Source organism: Acinetobacter sp. 243_ASPC (assembly GCF_001054715.1).
Taxonomy (GTDB): domain Bacteria; phylum Pseudomonadota; class Gammaproteobacteria; order Pseudomonadales; family Moraxellaceae; genus Acinetobacter; species Acinetobacter soli.
Genome location: NZ_JVOR01000034.1, coordinates 1 through 18,397 on the forward strand (window position 1 = coordinate 1; position 18,397 = coordinate 18,397).

Consider the following 18,397-nt stretch of genomic DNA (forward strand, 5'->3'; position numbering starts at 1 on the left):
CCTGGTCCCAAACCAGGTGCACTACCAGGCTGTGCTATGCTCCGTCTTCTCAGCTTTTACTGTATCGCACATCGTGCGGTACGGTGTGCATTCTAGGCGGGACGCTCAACCACGTCAACACCTAGAATTAAAAAAAGTTAAAAAACGTTATCAAATGTATATTTAACAAGCATTTTAGCGTTTTAGTGATGCACTAAAGCTCAACATTCGATCTAAAGGAAGTTTGGCACGTTCGGCAAGTTGTGAATCGACGTGAATTTCTTGATCAGCATGCTGTAACACATGCAAAATCCCATCTAGCTCGTTCATTGCCATCCATGGGCAATGTGCACATGAACGACAGGTTGCTCCCTCACCCGCAGTCGGTGCTTCTACCAGAATTTTATCTGGCACAGCTTGCTGCATCTTGTAAAAAATTCCGCGATCCGTCGCCACAATCAAACGTTGATTAGGTAAAGTCTGGGCCGCCTTAATCAATTGTGAGGTACTGCCTACTGCATCGGCAATATCAACCACTGACTCAGGTGATTCAGGATGTACAAGCACCGCAGCATCTGGATAGAGCGCTTTCATATTGGCGATGCCACGGGCACGAAACTCTTCATGCACAATACAAGCGCCATCCCAAAGCAACATATCGGCACCCGTTTTTTTCTGGATATAACGACCAAGATGCTGATCGGGCGCCCAAATAATTTTTTCACCTAGGCTGTCGAGATGTTCAATGATTTCAACAGCACAACTCGATGTTACCACCCAGTCTGCACGCGCTTTCACCGCGGCTGACGTATTGGCATAGACCACTACGGTATGATCTGGATGCTGGTCGCAAAACGCAGTAAATTCATCGACAGGACAGCCTAGATCCAACGAACAGGTGGCTTCAAGCGTTGGCATCAGAATAGTTTTTTCAGGCGACAGGATCTTGGCGGTTTCTCCCATAAATTTGACACCTGCCACGACCAAAGTTGTGGCTTCGTGGTCACGGCCAAAACGCGCCATTTCAAGTGAATCTGACACGCACCCGCCTGTAGCCTCTGCCAATTCCTGAACATCTGGATCGCAATAATAGTGTGCCACCAGAACAGCATTGCGTTTTTTGAGTTCTTCCTTGATTTGAGCGAACTTAGCCTGTTTAACTTCTGGACTTAAGTGGTGATCCTTTGGCTCACCTAAACGATCTAAATGCGCTTGCACGATTACTTTTGCATCATTTGCAATTAAAGTCGCATCATTCATAAAACGTCTTCTCTATTCTCTGGCTAGCATTTTGCGAGCGCTAAACGTTAAGGTAACTCAGTATTGAGGCAGATGAGCTACTCAAAAAATTGATGTAAAAAAACCTCACGAATGAGGTTCTTTTATCGATCTGAATTAAGATCGATAATCCGCATTAATCTTGACGTAATCATACGATAGATCGCAGGTATATACAGTATCTTTTGCAGTGCCACGGCCCAAATCTACGCGAATGGTCATTTCAGCTTGCGCCATGACGCGCGCGCCCTGCTCCTCGGTATAATCTGCCGCAGCACCTCCGTCACGACAAATCTGAACATCATCCAGCCAGACTTGTACTTTGCTAGAATCGAGTGCCGGAACACCGGCCTTACCAATGGCCATTACTATTCGTCCCCAGTTTGGATCGGATGCAAACATGGCCGTTTTGATTAATGGTGAATGCGCAATACTGTAGGCGACATCGCAGCATTCCTGAGTATTTTGTCCACCCTCAACGGCAACAGTAATGAATTTGGTTGCCCCTTCGCCATCACGCACAATTAATTGTGCCAAACGGTTCATAACGCGCTGCAATACCTCAAGAAGCGTAGCATAACGAGGATCATGTTCGTTGCTAATTATTTCACCCCCGGCTTGTGCAGTTGCCACAAAGATACATGAATCGTTAGTTGATGTGTCACCATCGATGGTAATTCGGTTGAATGACTGCTCGACCGTGGTTTTGAGCAACTGTTCCGTCATGGCTTGACTGATTGGTGCATCTGTTGCAACAAAGCCCAACATGGTCGCCATATTCGGACGAATCATTCCCGCCCCTTTGCTGATACCAGTCATGGTATATAACACGCCATCTAGTTCGAATTGTTCGGAAGCACCTTTTGGCGTGGTGTCTGTGGTCATGATCCCGTAAGCAGCATCAGTCCATGCATGATCGTTTAAGTCAGTCAGTGCCGGTTGAATACCTGCGAGCAAACGCTCGATTGGGAGTTGCTCACCAATCACACCAGTTGAAAAGGGTAAAATCTGATTCGGTTGTACGCGTGCAAGCTCTGCCAGTTTTTCACAGGTTTTTTGTGCGTTTAACAAACCTATGTCACCTGTAGCGGCATTGGCATTGCCCGTATTGATAATTAAGTAACGTGTCGCATTTTCTGTTAAATGTTGTTTTGATACCTGTACGGGCGCTGCGGCAAATGCACTTTGGGTAAATACACCCGCAACACTTGAACCCTCCACAAATTCAAAAATGACCAAGTCTCGTCGATTTGGATAACGCACATATGCCTCAGTTGAACCAATTTTCACCCCTTTCACCACATGCATGTGCGGCATTGTTACGTCACCAACAGCCATTTTAAAATCCCACTGTGTTTGTTATCGGAAAAAGAAAAGCTTAGAGCAATTAATCAGAAAAATCGAGTATTGTGCGATTTGATTTTTAGATCACTGAATATGAAAAAAGCCAGCATGCAGGCTGGCTTTTTTTCATAAAATGCTTAGTTGGTTGCTGGCTGTGTATTGGTTGCCAACAATGCTTGTTTGGCTTTTTCTTGACTGGTAACAGACAATGCAGGGTTTGATGCCACAATACGGTTTGCATTGGCAGAATTGACTGCTGCAATGGCCGCAGTTTTAAGCACAATTGGACGATTTCCGGTGTTGCCTAAAGTATAACGAATACCCGTACGCGGACTGATCACTGTGGTGCTGTCATTTTGCACCATCACTTGTGCAGTCGTTGGGCCTTGTGCAGCCTGTACTTTATCGACTGTCGTTGTTTGTGTATTCGATTGAGCAATCGCAAAGCCTGGAACTGCCAATGCGACAAGTGCAATTTTTTGTAATAGCTTTTTCATTGTCTAACCAAGTTTTAAGTCAAGATGTGCAAGTAAATACCATTTAATCTCTGAAACTGCAAATGATATTCACACCTTGCAACAACTCGTAAAAAAAGCAGAACATTTCTGTTCTGCTTTTATTTTAATAAGCATTCATCACAATTTAAAGACGACCGTGGCACTGCTTATACTTCAAGCCAGAACCGCATGGACACGGTGCATTTCGACTGGCTGGCGGCACAACATTTTGCTCAGCAGGAGCTTGCTCTTCAATTTCATGCGGTGTAACAGTTCCTGTCAGACCATCGACTTCGTCGTGTTCAAACGACAAACGCATTGCATCAGCCTGTTGCTGTTGCTGCGCTTCAAGCTCTGCCAACTCTTCAGGTGTCGGAATATGAACACGAGACAGATCAGTCACTACATCTGACTTGATTATACCAAGCATGTTTACAAACAGATTAAACGCTTCTTTTTTGTATTCCTGCTCAGGATTTTTCTGGGCATAGCCACGCAAGTGAATACCTTGACGTAGATAATCCATTGCTGCCAGATGATCTTTCCAGTGACGATCAAGTGAATTCAGCATAAAGTGACGCTCAAGCATTGCTGCGGATTCATCACCCATCTGCTCGCGACGTGCTCTGTAACGCGCCAGTACTTCGTCGGTAATACGCTGCACCAGTGCCTCTTCATCGAGTCGGCGATCTTCGTCTAACCACTGTTGAACAGGAAGCTCGATTCCCAGATCGACGCGCAAGGCATTTTCCAGACCTTCAATATCCCATTGATCATGGATCGACTCTGGTGGAATGAAGTTTCCAATCAGACCCGCCATCACATCATGATGCATGAGTTCAATCGCATCCTGCAGTGTATGCTCTGCCAAAACGTCATCACGTTGCGAGTAAATGATTTTACGTTGCTCGTTATTGACATCATCGTATTTGAGCAAGTTTTTACGAATATCGAAGTTACGTGCTTCTACTTTACGCTGTGCATTTTCGATAGAACGGCTCACCATTTTATGTTCGATGGCTTCGTCTTCTTTCAGACCCATCGCACGCATCATGCCAACCACGCGATCGCCTGCGAAAATCCGCATCAAGTCATCTTCAAGTGAAAGATAGAAGCGCGATACACCTGGGTCACCCTGACGACCAGCACGGCCACGCAACTGGTTATCAATACGACGTGATTCATGTCGCTCTGAACCCACAATATGTAAACCACCGGCATTAAGTACGATTTCGTGGTCACGTTCCCATTCTGCTTTCAAACGAGCTTCGTCTTCTTCAGTCGGATTTTCGATTTTAGCCAGTTTTGCTTTCCAGTTACCGCCCAAGATAATATCGGTACCACGGCCTGCCATGTTGGTAGCAATCGTAACAGAGTCAGGACTTCCGGCCTGTGCAATAATATCGGCTTCACGTTCGTGCTGTTTCGCGTTCAAAACCTCGTGACGAATACCTGCTTGAGTAAGCTTGTGCGACAGCACTTCACTGGCCTCAATGGTTGCAGTACCCACCAAAATAGGTGCACGCGTCTCTTGAATGGCTCTGATTTCATTCACAATCGCATCGTATTTACCGTTACGATTCAAATAAATCAGGTCGTTCATGTCTTTACGAACCATCGGACGATGCGTTGGAATAATCACGACATCTAATCCATAAATTTCTTTCATTTCAGCGGCTTCGGTATCCGCTGTACCGGTCATACCTGAAAGCTTTTTGTATAAACGGAAGTAGTTCTGGAAAGTTGTGGTGGCAAGCGTTTGGTTTTCTGGTTGAATTTCCAAACCTTCTTTGGCTTCAACCGCCTGATGTAAACCTTCAGACCAGCGACGACCCGGCATGGTACGTCCGGTATGCTCATCGACAATAATCACTTCACCGTTATGAATGATGTAGTGCACATCGCGGTGATAAAGAAAGTGCGCACGAATTGCAGCGGTTACATGATGGACCAGATTAAGATTGGTCGCAGAGTACAAACTTTCGCCTTCGGCGAGTAGGCCCATCTGAATCAATTCTTGCTCGACAGTTTCAAAGCCCACTTCGGTCATTTCAACCGAACGTTGCTTTTCATCAATCCAGAAGTGTCCACCATCGGCCACTTTCTCTTCTTTTTGTGGCTGTAGTTTAGGTGGAATATGATTGATTGCCGCATACAACTGTGAAGAATCTTCACTTTGACCTGAAATAATCAACGGTGTTCGTGCTTCGTCAATCAAGATCGAGTCGACTTCATCGATAATGGCATAGTTCAGACCGCGCTGCTTTTTCTCTTGCAGCGAGAACACCATATTGTCTCGTAAGTAGTCGAAGCCGAACTCGTTGTTGGTCCCGTAAGTGATATCGGCGTGATACGCTTCTGCTTTCTCGGTTGGAGACTGCATTGAGTAAATGGTTCCAATACTGAGGCCTAAAAACTCAAACAATGGACGGTTCAACTCAGCGTCACGCTGCGCCAAATAATCATTGACGGTAATGACATGTACGCCCTGACCACTTAACGCGTTTAAATAACACGCCAAGGTGCCCATGAGCGTTTTACCTTCACCGGTACGCATTTCGGCGATTTTACCTTCATGTAAGGTAATCCCCCCGATGAGCTGAACATCGTAGTGGCGCATTCCCATCACGCGTTTTGCAGCTTCGCGACATACGGCAAAGGCTTCGGGTAAAAGTTTATCTAAACTCTCACCGTTTTGATAACGTTGTTTGAATTCTGGAGTTTTTGCAGATAAGTCTGCATCGCTTAAAGCGGATATCGTCGGCTCGAGCGCATTGATTTGATCGACAATTTTACGCATGCGTTTGAGTTCGCGCTCATTTTTTGTACCGAAGATACCTCCGATCAGACTTACCAACATGAATGAAACTCTCTAAAAACTTGCTTATCAGATGAATAAATTTTTTCTCACTCGTTATTATGGAGCCAGAAATTTGAAGTACAAGGGGTTTAAACAAATCCTCTTAAAAAAAACTCCAGCACAACAGGACGTTGAAAAATCAGACAGTTGCATCAACCCAAAAAATTTGAATTTTTAGCTGGCCAAGAATTTTTAGATATTTTATTTATTTCAAATACTTAATTTTTAATATATACAAAATATTTATAAGAACATACAAAAACCTTCTTTTTATTTGCAAAAGATTTAGCGCATATTAAAAATCTGCAACGCAATAACAACATATAAACGAGGTTGACTAAAATGACGTTACGTCTAGGCGATACAGCCCCTAATTTTGAACAGGAATCGAGCGAAGGTCAGATTAACTTTTATGACTACTTGGGTGATCACTGGGGTATTTTATTTTCGCATCCGGCCGATTACACCCCTGTTTGTACCACCGAACTGGGATACACCGCCAAACTCAAAGATGAATTTGAAAAACGCAACGTAAAAGCGATTGCCTTGTCGGTCGATGATGTTGAGTCACATCATGGTTGGATTAAAGACATCAGTGAAACCCAAAACACAACGGTTAACTTTCCGATTATTGCAGATAAAGACCGCCAGGTATCGGAGTTGTATGGTTTTATTCATCCTAATGCCAGCGAAACTGCAACTGTACGTTCATTGGTGATTATTGATCCAAATAAAAAAGTTCGACTGATCATTACCTATCCGGCATCGACCGGACGCAACTTTCATGAAGTGTTGCGTGTCATCGATTCCTTGCAACTGACCGACAACTATAAAGTGGCCACGCCTGCAAATTGGCAACAAGGCGAAGATGTGGTAATTGTGCCGTCAATCAAAGATGAAGCTGAACTCAAAGAGCGCTTTCCGAAAGGTTATAAAGCCGTTAAGCCGTACCTGCGCCTCACCCCACAGCCAGACAAAGACTAATCATTCACGCTAAAATGCCCGTTGAAACCACGGGCACTTTTATTTTGATTCAAGATATTCTCTCTTGGATCGTCCCATATTTTGCGGTATAAAAGTTCAAGGTTCTCTTGATTTATTTCGCCATGATCTATCAGATTCATCACTTGCACTGTGGCACGATGTGTCCGGTTTGCGCACCTCTTGTCGGTCAATCGGGATGGCGAGCACATATCATTTGTCATTGCTTGCTGCTCGAAACAGATCAGGGATTAGTACTTATCGATACCGGTTTAGGCATTCAGGATTATCTTCATCCCAAGCAGCGGATTGGGTCTTTCTTGTTAGATATTGGTCAAATCGAACTCAATTTTGAATACAGTGCCATCCAGCAAATCCAAAAATTGGGATTTAGTGCCAAAGACGTCCGACATATTTTTGTTACGCATTTAGATTTTGATCATGCGGGAGGAATATCAGATTTTCCTGAAGCAACTGTGCATGTACTGGCGTCTGAATTTAACGCCACACAGTCATTTAATTTAAAAAACCGTCTACGATACAAAACCGCTCAGTTTAAAAAGCATCGTTACTGGAACTTTGTAGAACATACGCAGGGTGAACCTTGGTTTAATTTTGAGAAGGTTCAGGCTGCCCCACAGTTTAACGACGAGATTTTAATGATTCCTCTTCTGGGACACTCCGCTGGTCATTGTGGGATTGCCATTAAACACTATCAGCGCGGCTGGACACTTTTTTGTGGTGATGCCTATTTTTCTCATCAACAGCTTAAACCAGACTATAAACAAAAAGGACTGGCGCTTTTTGAGCGTGTACTGGCATATGACAACAAGAATCGACTACATAATTTGGCGCGTTTACAGCATATGGCACAGCATGAGCCTGAGATCGAGCTCATTTGTGCACATGATGTGGTGGAGTTTGAACGCTACAGAGCCTTAGATAAATAAATATCTAATCATACACACCCAGCTTCAATATTATTTTTAGAGCATTAACGTTGATCTAAAGGAACCCAGTCGATCACCCAAGCAGATTTCATGTTCAAACTTGGATCTGTCACAATTTTCTTGCGCGCTGCATCGGCCGCATCACGATCTTTCGACGGTCCAACCATAATCCGAATCCCTTTAGATGTTGGGCTCGTTGTGACTTTATAACCTTTTGCACGCAGCTTTGACACCACTGCATCTGCATTGGCCTGATTGGCTGCCAGTGCTACCTGCACCATCCAGTTTTTATCTCCATGCTCCAGCAATTCACGTGCTTTCTCTGCTTCGGCTTTTTTCTTGGCGTCGTCTTCTTTACGCTTTTTATCTTCCTGTGCTTTTTTCTCAGCTTCGGTTTTGCGTTTAGCCTCTGATGCTTTTTTCTCAGCATCAAGCTGACGCTGTTTTTCGTCCGCGGCTTTTTTATCGGCATCGGCTTTACGTTTGGCTTCTTGCTCTTTCTTGAGCTGATCGGCTTTTTTTTGCGCGTCAGCTGCTAAACGTTGCTGCTCAAGTGTTTTTTTTTCTGCCTCACGCTTTTGCGTGTCTACACTGGCTGTAGATTTAGTGCTTTGAGCGGTATTTTTCTTTTCTTCGACTACTTCAGGCGGAATATTGTCAGAACTTTGCTGAGCAGCTTGGCGACGTGCATTGATGGCAGCATATTCCTCTGCGGCCTTACGCGCGGCATCTGCCTCGGCCTGTTGCTGCATGGCTAAAAATTCAGCTGCACGTGCTTCTTGCTCGGCAACTGATTTCTCCCGCGCACGACGTTGCTGTTCAAGTAATTTCTTTTCCGTCTCAACATCAACTGTCATGGACTGCAATTGTACGGGCGCAGTTGAATTGGCATCTTTAGTGGTTTGTTCCACTTTTTGCTGTTGTTCTTCAACGTGTGTCTGATGTATTTCTTCTTTGCCTTTGAGTAGCAACGCAGCCAACAATACCCCACCACCCAATAAAACAACGCCACCCATCCAACGCTTTTTGCTGTTCATTGACATTCTTCCAAATACTCCCAAACCGCTTCTAATGTATGAAACGATCCACAAACCAAAATCAACTGATGCGGTTTAACCTTCGCAATTGCAATGCTAAATGCGTCTTGAATGCTGTCAAATGTTTGAGTTGTTTGATCTTTCAATGCATGCATGAGGTGTTCGAGCGATGCAGCACGCGGGTTATTCAGCGGCGCTACATGCCAACTCGTAATGGCAGGTTTAAGCAAATCAACCACGGTTGAGATGTCTTTATCTGCCAGCATCGAAAAGACAGCAATCACTTCTGTGTATTGTTTATTGTATTCTAAGAAATTTCGCAATTGCTTTAACAAAAAATCAACACCATGCCCATTATGGCCGGCATCAAAAATAACGGTCTTTTGCTCAATATTTCTTAGTTCAAAGCGGCCTGAGAGTTTAGCGTTTTGAATACCTTGGCAAATTGCATCCTGCGAGACTGTAACGTCACTCATCAAGATTGCTGCAACTGCGGTGGCTATATTTTCAACTGCCAACGAACCTGTAGGAAGTTGTAGCGTCACTCCCGCACTGGCAAATTGCCAAGTGTTGGGTGTCTCTGCAAGCTGATAGAAATAATCACGCTGTGCAACTTGCAAGTTGGCACGGCATTCTGCGGCTTTGCTTGCAATTGCATCGGGAAGCGTTTGTAGCCCGCCAAACACAACCGGAATGTCAGGACGAATAATTCCTGCTTTTTCAAAGGCAATTTTTTCGATGGTATCGCCGAGCCAATCGGTATGATCGAGTCCGATATTAGTAATGACCGCGACATCAGGATCAATCACATTGACTACATCAAGACGTCCACCCAAGCCAACTTCAAGCACCCAAATATCGCAGGCTTGTTTCTGAAAGATCAAAAATGCCGCCAATGTGGTGGCTTCAAAAAATGACAGGCTTAAACCACATTCACGGCGCGCCTGATCCACTTGAACAAATGCTTCAATAAGTTCCTGATCGGTTGCTTCTTGACCTACCAGCTTAACGCGCTCGTTAAAGCGGTAAATATGCGGAGATTGATATAACCCAACCTTGTAGCCTTGTGCCTGTAATATAGACGCCAAGACAGTGGTGGTTGAGCCTTTGCCATTAGTACCGGCAACGGTAAATACCTTGGCTGAGGGCTGTGTTACCCCCAGTTTTTGGGCCACAGGGAGGACGCGCTCTAGGCCCAAATCAATCCCTGTAACATGAACATGGCCCCAGTACGTGAGCCATGTCATTAAATCATCATTTATACGTGGAGCGTCAAGTTTCAAGGCAAGTTCATCAGCTTAGATACAATGCGAGATACAGTATCACGTAATGCATGACGATGAACAATTTGATCGACCACACCATGATCAAGCAAGTATTCAGCGCGCTGGAACGGCTCTTCTAATGTTTCACGTACGGTTTGCTCAATCACTCGCTTACCAGCAAAGCCGATCATGGCTTTAGGCTCGGCAATGTGCACATCGCCCAGCATCGCCAAAGATGCAGTTACACCGCCGTAAACTGGATGAGTCAATACCACGATATACGGCAATCCTGCATCTTTCATACGCTGAATTGCAGCAGATGTACGCGCCATTTGCATGAGCGACAACATACCTTCTTGCATACGTGCGCCGCCTGATGCAGCAAAACAGATCAAGGCTTGTTTTTGCTCAATTGCACGTTCGGCTGCTTGAACAAAACGATCCCCTACAACCGTACCCATTGAGCCGCCCATAAAGTCAAACTCAAATGCACAGGCAATCATTGGAACATTATTGAGTGTACCCTGCATCACCACCAAAGCTTCAGTTTCACCTGTTTTGGTTTGCGCTTCACGCATACGCTCTGGATAAGGTTTGCTGTCGATGAATTTAAGTGGATCTTTGGCTGCAAATTCCTGACCTAACTCGGTGGTTACCTGATCAAAGAACCATGTCAAACGATCACGAGCTTTCATGCGCAAGTGTTCATCGCATGACGGACACACATAGGCATTGAATGCAATGGCAGTACGAGTAACCAGTGCATGACATTCAGGACATTCGATTGTTGGTTCAGTCGAAGTGGCTTTAAGGGCTTGCTGCTCATTGGCAACCTTGATTCCCGGCACTTGACGTTGTGTCCATGGCGTCGATGGGTTTAGGATTTTACCTGGTTTCACTTCTTGATTCATACTAACTCATCGAGCGCAGCTCGAAGCTCCTTGACTTTATTGACCGTTTGTTCAACCGCTTGGTCGATTGCTAACGTAGCAAAAGGTTTAACAAAAGCACTTCCCACAATCACGGCGTCTGCAACTTCACCCATTGCTTTGGCTGAGGCTGCATCACTAATTCCAAATCCGACACCCACCGGAATCGAGGTTTTGGTTTTAATTTTTGCAATGCGCGCTGCAGCTTCTGCAACATCGAGCGTCGCCGCACCCGTCACACCTTTGAGTGATACGTAGTAGATAAAACCACTGGCCTGATTGACCACATGCTGAATACGCTCGTCGGTCGAGGTTGGCGCCAGCAAGAAAATCTGATCCATATCGTGCTGTTTCAGCACAACATCAAACTCTTTGGCTTCTTCTGGGGGTAAATCCACAAGCAATACACCATCGACACCACATTCTTTAGCGTATGCGGCAAACTTTTCGTAACCGATGACTTCAACTGGATTGAGATAGCCCATCAAGACCACAGGCGTTTCCTGATCTTTCTCACGAAACGCTTTGATCATATTCAAGGCATCCATCGTACTGGTTCCACCTGCCAATGCACGTTCGGCAGCCAATGCAATCACTGGACCATCCGCCATTGGATCGGAAAAAGGTAAACCAAGCTCAATGACATCAACACCAGCTTCGACCATCTGATGCAACAATGGCACAGTAACCTGTGGCTGTGGATCACCTGCCATCACATATGAAACCAGTGCTTTACGTTGTTTGGATTTAAGCTGTTCAAAACGGGTGGCGAGACGTGACATAGGGTTGTGCTTTCCTTGATTATTTAAAACTGAGGAGTTGTTTGTAGAAATACAAGACACCGCATTTTAACGCTATTTTTTGTTCATTGAACAGTATCGACATTGTGCGATGCATTTATCTTTAGTATTTCATACAACCCATGGCGTACATTTATCAATATTTTGACTTATTTCTCAATGATCAAAGCTTCCTATTTTTTAAAATACTATTGCGTACATTCGATGCAGCTTTGTTCAAAAATAATTAAAAAAACAAACTAAAATATAGAGTTATATGATTAGGTAAAATTTTAAAGTCGCCATTTTGATTGTTCAAAATAGCTTTTTTGATTTTCTTGATGATTGTGGACAGTCGAATGACAAGAAAAACTGTCTGAGAACTGGTCTATTTTGAGGTATGAGTTGCTGGATCAACACGATGACGTTCGCGAAATTGTTTCGGTGTTTCCCCCGTCCATCGTTTAAAGGCACGGCCAAAGGCGCTCTGGTCGGCATAGCCTAATAATTCAGCAATTTCTGAAAGCCGGCGCGATTGTTTCAAATATAATTGGCTTTGCTGTAATCGAAATTCATCGACGATTTCCTGAAAATTGAGTGCATGCTGCTTGAGATGGCGCTGTAAGGTTCGTTCGGAGATATGCATTTGCTGTGCAACGTAAGCTTGCAAAATCTCATTTTTCTCTCGAAAAGCCTGTGCGATGAGGCCCCAGATGCGCTGCTTGAGCTGTTGCTGACGATATTCTAGAGAATCTGATGCACGCAAACTTTGCTGTGCCTGATTGGACAAGATTTGATTGAGTTGCTGATCTGCACCAAAACTACGTGCTTTTAAGACGCGTTCTGAAAAATAAATACGATAGTCACCAGAGACGACTGCTGCGGCGCAGTGATAGAAACGTGAATAATGCATGAGCGGCAAAGTAGGTAAAAAGCCGAGCTGAACCTGTGTTGGAGGAACCAGAGGCTCCTGTACAATGATTTGTGCAATTTTAAAAATAAGTGCCTGATTCAGTTCGTACACCTCCCGATAGTCAATCCAGAGCGCTCCCCAACTGACCTGTATTTCTTGATCATGTTCGATAATTTTAAGCTGCTCAACATTGGTTTGCTTAAAAATGAGGGAATAATATTGTTCAAGCAGTAACAGCGCCTGCTGAAGATTTAAGCTGGTTGATGCCAGATAACCCATCAGCCCCACATCTTGAAGTGTGGCATGTTCGGCTAAAATTAAACTGACGGGTCTTGCAAGTACGGTTTGCATTTGCCTGAGCAGACGCACATAGGTGTCTATGTCAAATCCTTGCTCATCATTTCCATCGAGTGCTTTAGAGAAGCTCTGCCAGTCCACTGCGCGTTCTGTACACTCAGCCAGATGCTCAAGCTGATAATGCCGTCGAACCCGTTCGAGTAAACGAAGATAACCAATAATGATTTTTAATGACATGATGCGCGCTCTGATGTCCCTGTCGCTATTTGTATAAAAATTGGCAATAACTGTCAAAACAAACCAGACGATTGTCGCCATACTGAACTGAATCAGTCGATGAGAATTAAAACAATGAACGCACATGTCCAGTATCAGGTCGATCCGGTGGTTCGTATGCATTTGGATTTTAAACTCGAAGATGTTCCGCGCTTCTGGTTTGCAGGCGATCCTTTTCGAACCCGGATCTTCGATGCCTTGAGTCTGACTTTTCCAGAAGGCGAACGCTATTTCATTGAATGTGTTCGTATGTTTCGAGACAAGCTTCAAGATGAAGACTTACAAGCTCGCGTTGCCGATTTTATTAAACAAGAAGCTCAGCATGGCATTGCGCACGACAAAATGAATCAACTGATGAAGTTACAGGGAATGCCTGTCGATCAGTTTACAGCAACCCTTAAAAAGATCTTCCGTTTCGAGCTCACGCGACGCTCCAAGCAATACAATATCGCCATGACGGCTGCCGCCGAACATTTAACAGCCTTAATGGCCGACACTTTTTATCGTAAAAAAGCGACTCTGGAGAATGTTCATCCATATGTACGCGCGTTGTTGGCTTGGCATGCCATTGAAGAGATGGAACATCGTGATGTGGCGTTTGATGTGATGAAACAGGTGGGTGAAGTCCCTGAAACAACACGTAAACTGGCGTTGTTGATCACAACGCTGCTGATGTCTGGTTTTACCATGTACCGTGCCAATGTGATGCTGCGCTGTGATGGTTTTACTGCACGTGAACGCTTGCAGCTATTTCGACGTGGCTTGCCTTGGTTTATTGGCCCAAATGGCATTTTAACTGCCATGAAACAACCTTATAAAGATTGGTTTAAAGCCGATTTTCATCCGAGTCAGCATGCGGTGATTCATCAATATGAGGTCTGGGTAAAAACCTTTGAAGCAACCCGCGATCCAATTGTAGCCGGTCAAGCATTTTGGGAAGCAGGCCACTAGGCCTGCCTCGTTTTCGCTTTTACCATTTGGCATAATGCTGTTCGAGCAAACCAAGCTCCTGCTCGAACTCAAGACGGTCTAGACCTTCTATGTCGATAGTGCCACTGATTCTGGCTTGCCACTGACTAAAACGACTGCCTACCATTCGTAGATTCAGATTTTCATAGCGTCGCCAGCCTGTGGTGACCTTCAAGTTGAGTTTGCGATCAAGAGAATGTATCTGCCAGTGATGTGCATCCAGTTGTTCAAATAAAACATCTGCTACAGGATAAAGTACACCGTTGACCCAGATACAGTTTTCGTTACTAAAACTTTCATTTACGCCCGATGCCAGATTAATTCCAATTTTTTGATCTTGTGAATGCCAGAAATTACAAGATAACCAGAACCATGCTGTCTCTGGACGCAAGAATCCGCAGGTATCATCAAGTGATGCCATGCTTTTCTGGTCAAATTCAATTAATTGCCCTTGTTTATTAGTAAAACATCCTTCAACCGTCAGTGCAGTTTTTTTATGCGTATAGGTCCAGCCGTTGATCCCATTGGGAGAACACAAACTCAAAGCTTGGGTGCCAGCACAAAAAATACGTGCACTGAGAAGAATTTCACCATAGCGGGTAACACGGATATAACGAACGCCATTTGCATGCTGCATATCTAGCTCAAATGCTGATGCATAAAAAAAGCTATGGTTAAACAGCGGTTGCTCATCGACTTGTGTTTTACGGGCAAAGGGTTGTAGCGCGTTCCATTCAAGCACTTCTTGGGTGGCATGATTATACAAATAAAAAAAACCGTGTCCGGCCCAACCAATGTCTGCAATCGCGACACCTAAGGTATAGTGCTGATGCTGAATACTACAAAACTTAAACTTTTTATATTTTATTTTTTTACGCCATCCCCGCTCTACCTTGCCATAAGGTGATTTATAGATGTAGCGTTCGGTACTAATAGCAGACGGTTGCTGGGAAAAACGTCCAAATCGCGGCTGACCATTGTCCTGAATTAAATCCATGTATTCGGCTCCATGACGAAGCACACTCCTTTCAAATCGCTGATTTATTCTTGGGCTTATCAATATATGATTTATTATTACAACTTTAGTCTAAGAGAACTCAGTCTAAAATTAAATAAGTATTTTCCCAAACGGTCGAAATAAACGTGCCCTCACTCAAATGCAGATATCGTCCCGCCACGTGGTCGACTGGAATACAATCATCGATATCCAAAATACGATCGGTGTGGCCTTTTTGCCAAAATGTCGGCAGTAAAGTCTTGGCTTGCTGTTTGGCTTCTGAAGCGCTCTGTGCCACCACAAATTTATAGCGATGAAGCTCACCAAATTCATCTGGACAATAACCGCCTAAATTGATTAAAAAAAGTTTGAGATCGTCGTGACGCGGCTGATGCTGTGCAAATTCAATTTTGTAACTATGCGCATGTTGTTTCACGCCATTTAATTTTGCCCACGCGTCGATATGCAGGCCTTTTTGCTCACCAAACCATGCAGCCTTTAACTGCGGATAAATATCTTTAAGATCATCGCCGATTGCAAATACGACATCATGCACTTCGGTATTGGCACGCGCATGGCGTCCGCCGAGCATCACCATATATAAACTGGGCATCATTTTTCCTCTCAAAAAAAATGGGCCACCTCAGTCGCCCATTTTGATTTCATAACCGGGGGATCATTACATTTCGACCATCTCGACCCCATCAATGCGCGCAACCGTCATCAGGTCTTTGTCACCACGACCTGAAAGATTGGCGATAATGATCTGGTCTTTATCCATAGTTGGTGCCAGCTTGGTGACGTATGCCATTGCATGTGCACTTTCAATTGCCGGAATAATCCCTTCAATACGGGTCAGATCACGGAAGCCTTGTAAGGCTTCATCATCATCGATTGGAACATATTGCACACGCTGCATGTCTTTTAAGAAGCTATGCTCAGGACCAACGCCCGGATAATCCAAGCCTGCCGAGATACTGTGTGTCTCGATGATCTGACCCTGTGAGTCACTCATCAAATAGGTACGGTTACCATGCAATACACCAACATGCCCTGCATTGAGTGGTGCAGAATGTTTACCGGTCTCAATGCCATGCCCTGCTGCTTCAACGCCATACATTTTCACATCTGGATCGTTCAGGAACGGATGGAACAAACCAATCGCGTTAGAACCACCACCTACACAGGCCACCAGTGCATCCGGTAAGCGTCCGGCTTGCTCTTGAATCTGGCGACGTGCTTCACGTCCAATCACAGACTGGAAATCACGTACCAATTGTGGGTAAGGATGAGGCCCTGCAACCGTACCAATCACGTAATAGGTATCATCTACATTGGTTACCCAGTCACGCATGGCTTCATTCATGGCATCTTTTAGTGTTTTTGAACCGCTTTGCACCGGAACAACAGTTGCTCCCAGCAAACGCATACGGTACACGTTCATGGCTTGACGCTTCACGTCTTCTGCACCCATGAATACCACACATTCAAGACCAAGACGCGCCGCAATCGTTGCCGTTGCAACCCCATGCTGACCCGCACCTGTTTCTGCAATAATTCGCTTCTTACCCGACAATTTGGCCAGTAATGCCTGACCAATCGTGTTGTTCACTTTATGTGAACCGGTATGGTTAAGATCTTCACGTTTTAAATAGATTTGCGCACCACCAAGCTTCTTCGACCATCGCTCAGCATAATAAAGTGGACTCGGGCGGCCTACATAATAGGCAAGATCGCGGTCAAATTCTGCCAGAAACTGTTCATCATTTTTCATACGGCTATAAAGATTTTCTAAATCTTGCAGTGCCGCCATGAGTGTTTCTGATACAAAACGTCCGCCATGAATACCAAAATGCCCACGGGCATCTGGATATTGCGTGTAGTCAATCACGTTATTTTGCTGATCCACATTGGACTCCTTGCATAAATCGTTCGATGAGTTGTTGGTCTTTAATACCTTTTGCGGATTCTACGCCCCCGCTGACATCAACAGCATAAGGCTGTGTGGTGTGGATTGCGTCCGCAATATTGTCGGGCGTTAAACCGCCTGCCAATATCAGTGGAATGTCCAATTTTGGAAATTTTGACCAATCAAATTGATGGCCGGTTCCGCCTTTCAGTTCGGGATGCCATGCATCGAGAAGCATTGCACTTGCACCAGCGGCTTGATAGCGCTGAATTTCCTGAACAATATCAAGTTCAGGTTTGACTTGAATGGCCTTATACCATCGACGCTTGCACTGCTCACCAATGAACTGGCACTGAGCAGGTGTTTCATCACCATGTAGTTGTAATACATCCAAGGCAACAGAATCAAGTACTGATTTAATTTCATTGGCGGTTGCATTGACAAATAGCCCAACCACTTGCACGTAAGCCGGAATCTTTTTGACCAATTCTGCCGCTTGTTCGGCTGTGACATTACGTGGACTAGGCGGATAAAAAACCAACCCGATTGCATCTGCACCTGAATCGACAACTACTTGGATGTCTTGAGAACGGGTGATACCGCAAATTTTTGCGCGCGTTCGCATATACAAAGGCTCATTAAATTGCCTGACCATAGCCGATCTATCGGTCAGTAAACCACTATTGTAATGCAAATTTTAGACTTTGCATCAAAGTTGAACACGATTGAAGGTATTCAGATTGTTTAATCTTCGCACAAACCTTATACTTCGCTCAATTCGCAATAAGTTAAAGCATTCGCTTTAGGGAAACTGGTGTAAATCCAGTACTGCCCCCGCAACGGTAAAAATGTAAACCATATTTGATAAGCCTTTTGGGCTTACACCACTGCACTTGAGGTGTGGGAAGGTGAATATGCTTGTATCCAAAAGATACGCCATTTGAGTCCGGAGACCTGCTTATTGCTTCTATCCACTCAATCATTCACGTGGGGTGAATGTATGGAGCATAAAACATGTCTATTTCATTTCAGCCTACCCGTTTGGTGGGGGCAATCGCAATTGCGATGGGGTTTTCTTCAACAACTGTTTTTGCTGATGATTCAACAGATGCAACTCAACTTGATCCAATTGTAGTG

At 44.6% G+C, this 18,397-nt stretch carries 17 protein-coding genes and 1 riboswitch; of the genes, 4 read left to right on the top strand and 13 right to left on the bottom strand.

Annotation, left to right across the window (positions count from 1 at the left end; all coding sequences use genetic code 11):
• Positions 1-174: 174 nt before the first annotated feature.
• The 4 genes from nadA to secA all read right to left on the bottom strand — a co-directional run bounded on the left by nadA (position 175) and on the right by secA (position 5,958).
• The gene (nadA, locus tag ADA42_RS03375) at positions 175-1,239 is read right to left on the bottom strand and encodes a quinolinate synthase NadA (protein WP_004933159.1); all 1,065 of its coding nucleotides are present in this window, start codon (positions 1,237-1,239) and stop codon (positions 175-177) included.
• 135 nt (positions 1,240-1,374) lie between these two features.
• Positions 1,375-2,595, bottom strand: a complete 1,221-nt coding sequence (gene argJ, locus ADA42_RS03380; protein WP_048763573.1) for a bifunctional glutamate N-acetyltransferase/amino-acid acetyltransferase ArgJ — start codon at positions 2,593-2,595, stop codon at positions 1,375-1,377.
• A 143-nt stretch (positions 2,596-2,738) separates the two neighbouring features.
• Positions 2,739-3,098 (bottom strand): hypothetical protein, encoded by a 360-nt coding sequence (locus tag ADA42_RS03385; protein WP_048763575.1) that lies wholly within the window; start codon positions 3,096-3,098, stop codon positions 2,739-2,741.
• A 145-nt stretch (positions 3,099-3,243) separates the two neighbouring features.
• Entirely contained in the window at positions 3,244-5,958 is a 2,715-nt protein-coding gene (secA, locus tag ADA42_RS03390; protein ID WP_048763577.1) for a preprotein translocase subunit SecA, read from the bottom strand.
• 342 nt (positions 5,959-6,300) lie between these two features.
• Here secA and ADA42_RS03395 point away from each other — a divergent pair, with 342 nt between their 5' ends.
• Positions 6,301-6,942, top strand: coding sequence for a peroxiredoxin (locus tag ADA42_RS03395; protein ID WP_048763578.1), 642 nt, complete (start codon positions 6,301-6,303; stop codon positions 6,940-6,942).
• 122 nt (positions 6,943-7,064) lie between these two features.
• Entirely contained in the window at positions 7,065-7,889 is an 825-nt protein-coding gene (locus ADA42_RS03400; protein WP_004933140.1) for an MBL fold metallo-hydrolase, read from the top strand.
• A 44-nt stretch (positions 7,890-7,933) separates the two neighbouring features.
• Here ADA42_RS03400 and ADA42_RS03405 read toward each other — a convergent pair whose 3' ends face one another.
• The 5 genes from ADA42_RS03405 to ADA42_RS03425 form a co-directional block, all read right to left on the bottom strand.
• Positions 7,934-8,932, bottom strand: coding sequence for an SPOR domain-containing protein (locus ADA42_RS03405; RefSeq protein WP_206541103.1), 999 nt, complete (start codon positions 8,930-8,932; stop codon positions 7,934-7,936).
• The gene (folC, locus tag ADA42_RS03410; protein ID WP_081407811.1) at positions 8,923-10,209 is read right to left on the bottom strand and encodes a bifunctional tetrahydrofolate synthase/dihydrofolate synthase; all 1,287 of its coding nucleotides are present in this window, start codon (positions 10,207-10,209) and stop codon (positions 8,923-8,925) included. The genes ADA42_RS03405 and folC overlap by 10 nt, the downstream gene beginning before the upstream one ends.
• Positions 10,206-11,102, bottom strand: a complete 897-nt coding sequence (accD, locus tag ADA42_RS03415; RefSeq protein WP_004933131.1) for an acetyl-CoA carboxylase, carboxyltransferase subunit beta — start codon at positions 11,100-11,102, stop codon at positions 10,206-10,208. The genes folC and accD overlap by 4 nt, the downstream gene beginning before the upstream one ends.
• Entirely contained in the window at positions 11,099-11,902 is an 804-nt protein-coding gene (gene trpA / locus ADA42_RS03420; protein WP_004933129.1) for a tryptophan synthase subunit alpha, read from the bottom strand. The genes accD and trpA overlap by 4 nt, the downstream gene beginning before the upstream one ends.
• A 385-nt stretch (positions 11,903-12,287) precedes the next feature.
• Positions 12,288-13,346: a helix-turn-helix domain-containing protein gene (locus ADA42_RS03425; RefSeq protein ID WP_048763584.1), complete on the bottom strand. Its 1,059-nt coding sequence runs from the start codon at positions 13,344-13,346 to the stop codon at positions 12,288-12,290.
• Between the two features lie 114 nt (positions 13,347-13,460).
• Between ADA42_RS03425 and ADA42_RS03430 the strand changes: the two genes are divergently transcribed.
• A complete protein-coding gene (locus ADA42_RS03430; RefSeq protein ID WP_048763586.1) occupies positions 13,461-14,336 on the top strand; it encodes a metal-dependent hydrolase in 876 nt (291 codons plus the stop codon).
• Positions 14,337-14,355: 19 nt separating this feature from the next.
• Here ADA42_RS03430 and ADA42_RS03435 read toward each other — a convergent pair whose 3' ends face one another.
• From ADA42_RS03435 to ADA42_RS03450, 4 genes are all read right to left on the bottom strand, one after another.
• The gene (locus tag ADA42_RS03435) at positions 14,356-15,351 is read right to left on the bottom strand and encodes a DUF2804 domain-containing protein (protein ID WP_048763587.1); all 996 of its coding nucleotides are present in this window, start codon (positions 15,349-15,351) and stop codon (positions 14,356-14,358) included.
• 100 nt (positions 15,352-15,451) lie between these two features.
• Positions 15,452-15,964, bottom strand: a complete 513-nt coding sequence (locus ADA42_RS03440; protein WP_048763592.1) for a DUF1543 domain-containing protein — start codon at positions 15,962-15,964, stop codon at positions 15,452-15,454.
• 66 nt (positions 15,965-16,030) lie between these two features.
• Positions 16,031-17,260 (bottom strand): tryptophan synthase subunit beta, encoded by a 1,230-nt coding sequence (gene trpB, locus ADA42_RS03445; protein ID WP_004933113.1) that lies wholly within the window; start codon positions 17,258-17,260, stop codon positions 16,031-16,033.
• Entirely contained in the window at positions 17,244-17,885 is a 642-nt protein-coding gene (locus tag ADA42_RS03450; protein WP_048763590.1) for a phosphoribosylanthranilate isomerase, read from the bottom strand. Before ADA42_RS03450 ends, trpB begins: the two co-directional genes overlap by 17 nt.
• A gap of 143 nt (positions 17,886-18,028) precedes the next feature.
• Positions 18,029-18,236, top strand: a riboswitch (cobalamin riboswitch).
• Positions 18,237-18,274: 38 nt separating this feature from the next.
• Between ADA42_RS03450 and ADA42_RS18705 the strand changes: the two genes are divergently transcribed.
• Positions 18,275-18,397: hypothetical protein (locus tag ADA42_RS18705; protein WP_241485678.1), on the top strand; the 123-nt coding region annotated here is incomplete at its 3' end.